This is a genomic window from Salinarimonas sp. NSM (genome assembly GCF_052380005.1).
Taxonomy (GTDB): Bacteria; Pseudomonadota; Alphaproteobacteria; order Rhizobiales; family Beijerinckiaceae; genus Salinarimonas.
This window is the reverse complement of record NZ_JBQTCJ010000063.1, coordinates 21,797-27,870: the sequence shown is the minus strand read 5'-3', so window position 1 is coordinate 27,870 and position 6,074 is coordinate 21,797. Positions and strand designations below refer to the sequence as shown.

Below are 6,074 nucleotides of genomic sequence, written 5' to 3'. Positions count from 1 at the left end.
CACGCCCCACACCCCCGGCCCCTCTCCACGAGGGAGAGGGGAGACCCGCGGCGGCCTTCATCTCTCTCGCGCCCATCGACGAGCGATCCAGTCCGCGCATGCAGATCGCCGACGTGCTCCCCTCCCCCTCGTGGGGAGGGGTCGGGAGTGGGGGGCGGGTAGGACGATCTCGGCGTCGATGCCGATACGCCACACGCGGCGTGGGAGCGGCATTCGCCTTTCCCGAAATCCTGAACGCCCCACACCCCCGGCCCCTCTCCACGAGGGAGAGGGGAGACCCTCGGCGGCCTTCATCGGCGCCGCCCCGCTCACCCCCGCGGGAACTCGAGCCCCATCGCCCGGTAGCGCTCGGGATCGTCGATCCAGCGCTCGCGCACCTTGACGAACAGGAACAAGTGGACCGGGTGCTCGGCCGCCTCGGCGATGTCCTTGCGCGCCGCCTGGCCGATCGAGCGGATGGTGCGCCCGCCTTCGCCGAGCACGATCTTGCGCTGGCTCTCGCGTGCCACGTAGATCGTCTGCTCGACGCGCGCGGAGCCGTCCTTGCGCATCTCCCAGCTCTCGGTCTCGACGTGGCTCTCGTAGGGCAGCTCCTCGTGGAGGCGCTCGTAGATCTTCTCGCGGGTGATCTCGGCGGCGAGCATGCGCAGCGGCGCATCCGAGATCTGGTCCTCCGGGTAGAGCCACGGGCCCTCCGGCATGATGCCCGCCAACGTCTCCATCAGCTTGTCGACGCCGTCGCCCTTGAGCGCGGAGATCATGAACGTGTGGTCGAACGCCGCCGTCTCGTTCAGCGCGGCGGCGAGCGCGAGCAGCTTGGAGCGCTCGATGAGGTCGATCTTGTTGAGCACCAGGATCTTGGGCCGGCGCACCTCGGCGAGCTTCTCGACGATGGCCGCCACCTCCTCGTCGACGCCCTTGCGCGCATCGACGAGCAGGCACACGGCGTCGGCGTCCGCCGCGCCGCCCCAGGCGGAGGTCACCATCGCCCGATCGAGCCGGCGCTTGGGCTTGAAGATGCCCGGGGTGTCGACGAAGACGATCTGCGCGCGGCCCTGGATGGCGATGCCGCGCACCAGGGCGCGCGTCGTCTGCACCTTGCGCGAGACGATCGAGATCTTGGTCCCCACCAGCTGGTTGAGCAGCGTCGACTTGCCGGCGTTCGGCGCGCCGATCAGCGCGACGAAGCCCGCCGATGTCGGCCCCGCGGCCTCGGCGGCCCCGCCGTCCTGCGCGTCCTCGGGCCGCTCGCCCTCGGGAATGTCGTCCTCAGCGTCCGCCATCGGCGTCCTTCCACAATCCCAGACGGGCGAGAACCGCCCGGGCCCCGTCCTGCTCGGCGGCGCGCTTGCTCGGGCCCTCGCCCGTGATCGTCTCCATCCCCTCGATCACCACGCCGACTCGGAAGGAGGGCGCGTGCTCCGGCCCGGAGCGATCGACGAGCGCGTAGCGCGGCGGCTGCTCGCCGCGGCCTTGGAGATACTCCTGCAGCACGGTCTTCGGGTCGCGGGGCACGGGCCGTGCCGCGCGGATCATGTCCCCGAAGCCGGCCTCCACCACCCGCCGCGCGGCCTCGTGCCCGCCGTCGACGTACACCGCTCCGATGATCGCCTCGCAGACGTCGCCCAGTATCGACCTGTTGGCCCGCGCCGCCGTGCGGCCGATGCCGTGGCCGAAGACGATGTGCGGCGCGACCTCCCAGCCGAGCGCCACCTCCGCGCAGGTCTCCTTGCGCACGATCTCGGAGAAGCGCTTGGACAGCTCTCCCTCGTTGGCGTCCGGGAAGGTCTCGAACAGCGATGCGGCGACGACGATCCCGAGCACCCGGTCGCCGAGGAACTCGAGGCGCTGATAGTGCGCGCCCTTGCCCTCCTTGCTGGCGCTCATGTGCGTGAGCGCCTCCTGGAGCAGGTCACGGTCGGAGAACGCGTGCCCGATGCGCGCCTCCAGCGCGCCGAGCGGATCCGGGCTCTTGCGGGCGGCCGCCATCGCCGCGGTCAGCGGATCTGGTCGAGGAGGCGCTCCCAGCGCACCGTCCACGGCCATTCCCAGATGCGCCAGGCGGAGGCATCCTCGTCGATCGAGAAGAAGATGATTTCCGCGCGCCCGACGAAGTTCTCCCAAGGCACGAAGCCGACCGAGGTGAGGTCGCGCGAATCGGTGGAGTTGTCGCGGTTGTCGCCCATCATGAAGTAGTGGCCCTCGGGCACCGTGTAGACCTCGGTGTTGTCCCAGAAGCCCCGGTCGCCGTCGCGCTCGATGACGAAGTGCTCGGTGCCGCCCGGCAGCGTCTCGCGGTAGCGCGGCACGGAGACGGTGCGCCCGAACGGGTCGGTCGTCACGTAGGGCTCGACCTCCTCGCGCGCGACGAGCTCGCCGTTGATGTAGAGCCGCCCGTCGATCATCTGCACCCGGTCGCCGGGCAGGCCGACGACGCGCTTGATGTAGTCGGTCGCGTTGTCGGCCGGCAGCTTGAACACGGCGATGTCCCCGCGCTCCGGCTCCGAGCCCCAGATGCGCCCGTCGAAGACCGGCGGGCCGTAGGGGATCGAGTAGCGGGAATAGCCGTAGGAATATTTCGAGACGAACAGGTAGTCGCCCACCAGCAGCGTCGGCACGAGCGAGCCCGACGGGATGTTGAAGGGCTGGAACAGCAGCGTGCGCACCACGAGCGCGATGAGCAGCGCCTGGACGATGACCTTGACGGTTTCCAGGATGCCGCCGTCGGTCTTCTGCTTTCCTGTCACCGGGCGCCCTTTCGTCCCTGGGGCCTGCGCGTCGTCCTTCGCGTCGTTCGTCAAGTCGCTCGTCCTCGAGGAGCCCCGCGGCGCGGGCGCGCGAGAGTGAAGCCATGTCCCCCCGCGCGGGTCTATCCGAAAGGCGCACGCGCCGCAATCGCGGCGGGACGGTGCGGGAGGTCGTCCGCGTCGCACGGCGCCGGCATCAGCCCGGCGCGGTCGGAAGCGCCTCGATCACCACGAAGGCCTGGGCGAGCGGCGGGTCGTCGGTCAGGCTGACGTGCACCACTGCGCGGTGCCCCGGCGGCGTGATCGCGGCGAGGCGGGCGGCGGCGCCGTTGGCGAGCGCCATCGTCGGCGCGCCGGAGGGCAGGTTGACCACCTCCATGTCGCGCCAGAACACGCCCTCGGCGAACCCGGTGCCGAGCGCCTTGGCGCAGGCCTCCTTCGCCGCGAAGCGCCGCGCGTAGGACGGGGCGCGCGCCGCGCGGCGCTCGCTCCGCGCCCGCTCGCCCTCGGTGAACACCCGCCGCGTGAAACGCTCGCCGAAGCGGGCAAGCGACGCCTCGATTCGGCGGATGTCGCAGAGGTCCGAGCCGATGCCGATGATCACCCCCGCTCCTCCACGCCGGCGAGCGCGAAGGCGTAGGCGAGCGCCACCTCCTCGAGATGCTTGAAGCGCCCCGAGGCGCCGCCGTGCCCGGCGCCCATGTTCATGTGCAGCACGACCGGCCCGCCTCCGGTCATCGTGGCGCGCAGCCGCGCGACCCACTTCGTCGGCTCCCAGTAGGTCACGCGCGGATCGGTGAGCCCGCCCATGGCGAGGATCGCCGGGTAGGCCTGCGGCCGCACGTTGTCGTAGGGCGAGTAGCTCAGGATCTGCGCGAAGGCCTCCGCGCTCTCGATCGGGTTGCCCCATTCGGGCCATTCCGGCGGGGTGAGCGGCAGGTCGGCGTCGAGCATCGTGTTGAGCACGTCGACGAACGGCACCTCGGCGACGATGCCGGCGAAGAGCTCCGGCGCCGTGTTGGCGACGGCCCCCATCAGCATCCCCCCGGCGCTGCCACCCTGCGCCACGATGCGACCGGGGGCAGTGTACCCCGCCTCGCACAAGGCATGAGCGCAGGCCACGAAGTCCTCGAACGTGTTGGTCTTCTTCTCGCGCTTGCCGTCCGTGTACCAGCGCCACCCCTTCTCCGTGCCGCCGCGCACGTGGGCGATGGCGAAGACGAAGCCGCGGTCGACGAGCGACAGGATGTTGGTGCGGAACGACGCCGGCATGGCGATGCCGTAGGAGCCGTAGCCGTAGAGGAGCGCGGGTGCGCTCCCGTCGAGCGGCGTGTCCGCGCGGTGGAGGAGCGAGATCGGCACGCGCGCGCCGTCGGCGGCGGTGGCGAACAGGCGCTTCGTCACGTAGGCCGCGGGATCGTGGCCGCTCGGCACCTCCTGGCGCTTGCGCAGCACCCGCTCGCGGCTCGCCATGTCGTAGTCGAAGGTCTCGCCCGGCGTCGTGAGCGAGGAATAGACGAAGCGCAGCCGCGTCGTGTCGTACTCCTCGCCGGCGCGCATGCCGAGCGAGTAGGTCTCCTCCTCGAAGCGGATCGCGTGCTCCTCGCCCGTCGCGAGCGCGAGGATCACGATCCGCGGGCGCGCATCCTCGCGCTCGAGCCGCACCACGTGGCCGGAGAAGGCCGCATGGTCGAGGATCATCGTGCCCGGCCGGTGCGGGACGAGATCGCGCCAGTTGCCGCGGGACGGGCTCGACAAGGGTGCCGTGACCAGCTTGAAGTCCTCCGCCCCGTCGGCGTTCGTGAGGATGACGAGCGCGTCGCCGCGCTGCTCGACGTCGTAGCGCACCTCGCGCTCGCGCTTCGCCACGAGGCGCGGCGTCGCCTCCGGGTCGGCGAGGTCGAGGAGCCACGCCTCGGAGGTCTCGTGGTCGCCGAGCGAGATCACGGCGAAGTCGCGCGAGCGGGTCTCGCCGAGAGTGACGAACCAGCCGGGGTCCCCTTCGGCGTAGACCAGCACGTCGTCGGCCTGGGGCGTCCCGAGCAGGTGGCGGCGCACGCGGGCGGGGCGGTGGTTCTCGTCGCGCTCGACGTAGTAGAGCGCACGCCCGTCGGCGCTCCAGGCGAGGCCGCCGGCGACGCGCTCCAGCCGGTCGGGCAGGTCCTCGCCGGTGGCGAGCTCGCGCACGCGCACGACGTAGCTCTCCGAGCCCTCGGTGTCGCTCGCCCAGGCGAGGCGCGCGTGGTCGCGGGTGTGGGCGATGCTGCCGAAGGCGAAATAGCCGTGGCCCTCGGCCAGCACGTCTCCGTCGAGCAGGATCGTGCCCTCACCACCGTCCCGCGGCTGGCGGCACACGAGCGGGTGCTCGCCGCCCTCGCGATAGCGGGTGTAGTAGGCGAAGGGCCCGTCCGGCTCGGGCACGGAAGAATCGTCCTCCTTGATGCGCCCGCGCATCTCCTCGACGAGCGCAGCGCGCAGCGCCTCGGTGCCCGCGAGCACGGCCTCGCCGTAGGCGTTCTCCGCCTCGAGGTAGGCGCGGATCTCCTCGGGCAGGGCCTTCGGGTCCTCGAGGACGGCGCGCCAGTTCTCGGCCTTGATCCAGGCGTAGGGATCGTGGACCTCCCGGCCGTGGAGGCGGACGACGTGCTCGTGCACGGGCGCGACCGGAGCCGGGCGCGCGGGCGTCTCGAAGCGGATCATGCGGGGCCTCTCGCAGGTGTGTGGCGCGCGGGGACCATCGTCCCGCGGGGCAGGCTTGTCCAGTGTCCGCGCCGACGCCGGACGCGATCCGGCGGCCTTGCTTTCGCCCGCCGGCGAGGGCAGGGGAGGCGGGCCATGATCCGCGACCTCCCCCTGCCCCTCGCCCTCGCTCTCGCCCTCTGCGTCCTCCTGTCCGCCTGCGCGCTCCTGCCCGACCGCGCCGGCCCGATCACGATCGAGCGGGAGCACGCGGACGCCATGGCGCGCCTGGTCTCGGACTACCGCCGCGCCAACGGTCTCGGACCGGTTCGGGTCGACGCCGCGCTGATGGCTGCGGCGGAGCAGCAGGCGCGCACGGTCGCCGCGCGCGATCGGCTCGACCACGGAAACTTCGCAGGCCGCATACACCGCCACCGCGTCGACACCGACCGCGCCTTCGAGAACCTGGCGGCGGGGGACCCGACGCCGCAGGCCGCGCTCGCGACCTGGAAGGCCTCGGCGGGTCACCAACGGGCGCTGGTCAGCCCCACCTCGACCCGCATCGGCTACGTCCGCGCCCTCGCCCCGGGCACGCGCCACCGCACCTTCGACGTGCTCGTCCTCGCGTCCGACTGAGCCCGCGCCCGG

At 71.9% G+C, this 6,074-nt stretch carries 6 protein-coding genes; 1 reads left to right on the top strand and 5 read right to left on the bottom strand.

Annotated features, from left to right (window positions below; translation table 11 throughout):
* Nucleotides 1–308: 308 nt before the first annotated feature.
* The 5 genes from era to ACTZWW_RS18960 form a co-directional block, all read right to left on the bottom strand.
* The gene (gene era / locus ACTZWW_RS18980) at nucleotides 309–1,283 is read right to left on the bottom strand and encodes a GTPase Era (RefSeq protein ID WP_444782530.1); all 975 of its coding nucleotides are present in this window, start codon (nucleotides 1,281–1,283) and stop codon (nucleotides 309–311) included.
* Nucleotides 1,270–1,989 (bottom strand): ribonuclease III, encoded by a 720-nt coding sequence (gene rnc / locus ACTZWW_RS18975; RefSeq protein WP_444782529.1) that lies wholly within the window; start codon nucleotides 1,987–1,989, stop codon nucleotides 1,270–1,272. Before rnc ends, era begins: the two co-directional genes overlap by 14 nt.
* A gap of 8 nt (nucleotides 1,990–1,997) precedes the next feature.
* Nucleotides 1,998–2,747 carry a signal peptidase I gene (lepB, locus tag ACTZWW_RS18970; RefSeq protein ID WP_444782531.1) on the bottom strand — a complete coding sequence of 250 codons (750 nt, stop codon included), beginning with the start codon at nucleotides 2,745–2,747 and terminating at the stop codon, nucleotides 1,998–2,000.
* A 196-nt stretch (nucleotides 2,748–2,943) separates the two neighbouring features.
* Nucleotides 2,944–3,351 carry a holo-ACP synthase gene (acpS, locus tag ACTZWW_RS18965; RefSeq protein WP_444782528.1) on the bottom strand — a complete coding sequence of 136 codons (408 nt, stop codon included), beginning with the start codon at nucleotides 3,349–3,351 and terminating at the stop codon, nucleotides 2,944–2,946.
* Nucleotides 3,348–5,447, bottom strand: a complete 2,100-nt coding sequence (locus tag ACTZWW_RS18960) for a S9 family peptidase (RefSeq protein WP_444782527.1) — start codon at nucleotides 5,445–5,447, stop codon at nucleotides 3,348–3,350. The genes acpS and ACTZWW_RS18960 overlap by 4 nt, the downstream gene beginning before the upstream one ends.
* A 135-nt stretch (nucleotides 5,448–5,582) precedes the next feature.
* On the opposite strand from ACTZWW_RS18960, the gene ACTZWW_RS18955 reads away from it, so the two are divergent.
* A complete protein-coding gene (locus ACTZWW_RS18955) occupies nucleotides 5,583–6,062 on the top strand; it encodes a CAP domain-containing protein (RefSeq protein ID WP_444782526.1) in 480 nt (159 codons plus the stop codon).
* The last annotated feature ends 12 nt before the right edge of the window (nucleotides 6,063–6,074 follow it).

Excerpts from the sequence above, each read along its gene's own strand:
- ACTZWW_RS18955 (WP_444782526.1), top strand. The coding sequence starts at position 5,583 with ATGATCCGCGACCTCCCCCTGCCCCTCGCCCTCGCTCTCGCCCTCTGC.
- rnc (WP_444782529.1), bottom strand. The coding sequence starts at position 1,989 with ATGGCGGCCGCCCGCAAGAGCCCGGATCCGCTCGGCGCGCTGGAGGCG.
- era (WP_444782530.1), bottom strand. The coding sequence starts at position 1,283 with ATGGCGGACGCTGAGGACGACATTCCCGAGGGCGAGCGGCCCGAGGAC.
- ACTZWW_RS18960 (WP_444782527.1), bottom strand. The coding sequence starts at position 5,447 with ATGATCCGCTTCGAGACGCCCGCGCGCCCGGCTCCGGTCGCGCCCGTG.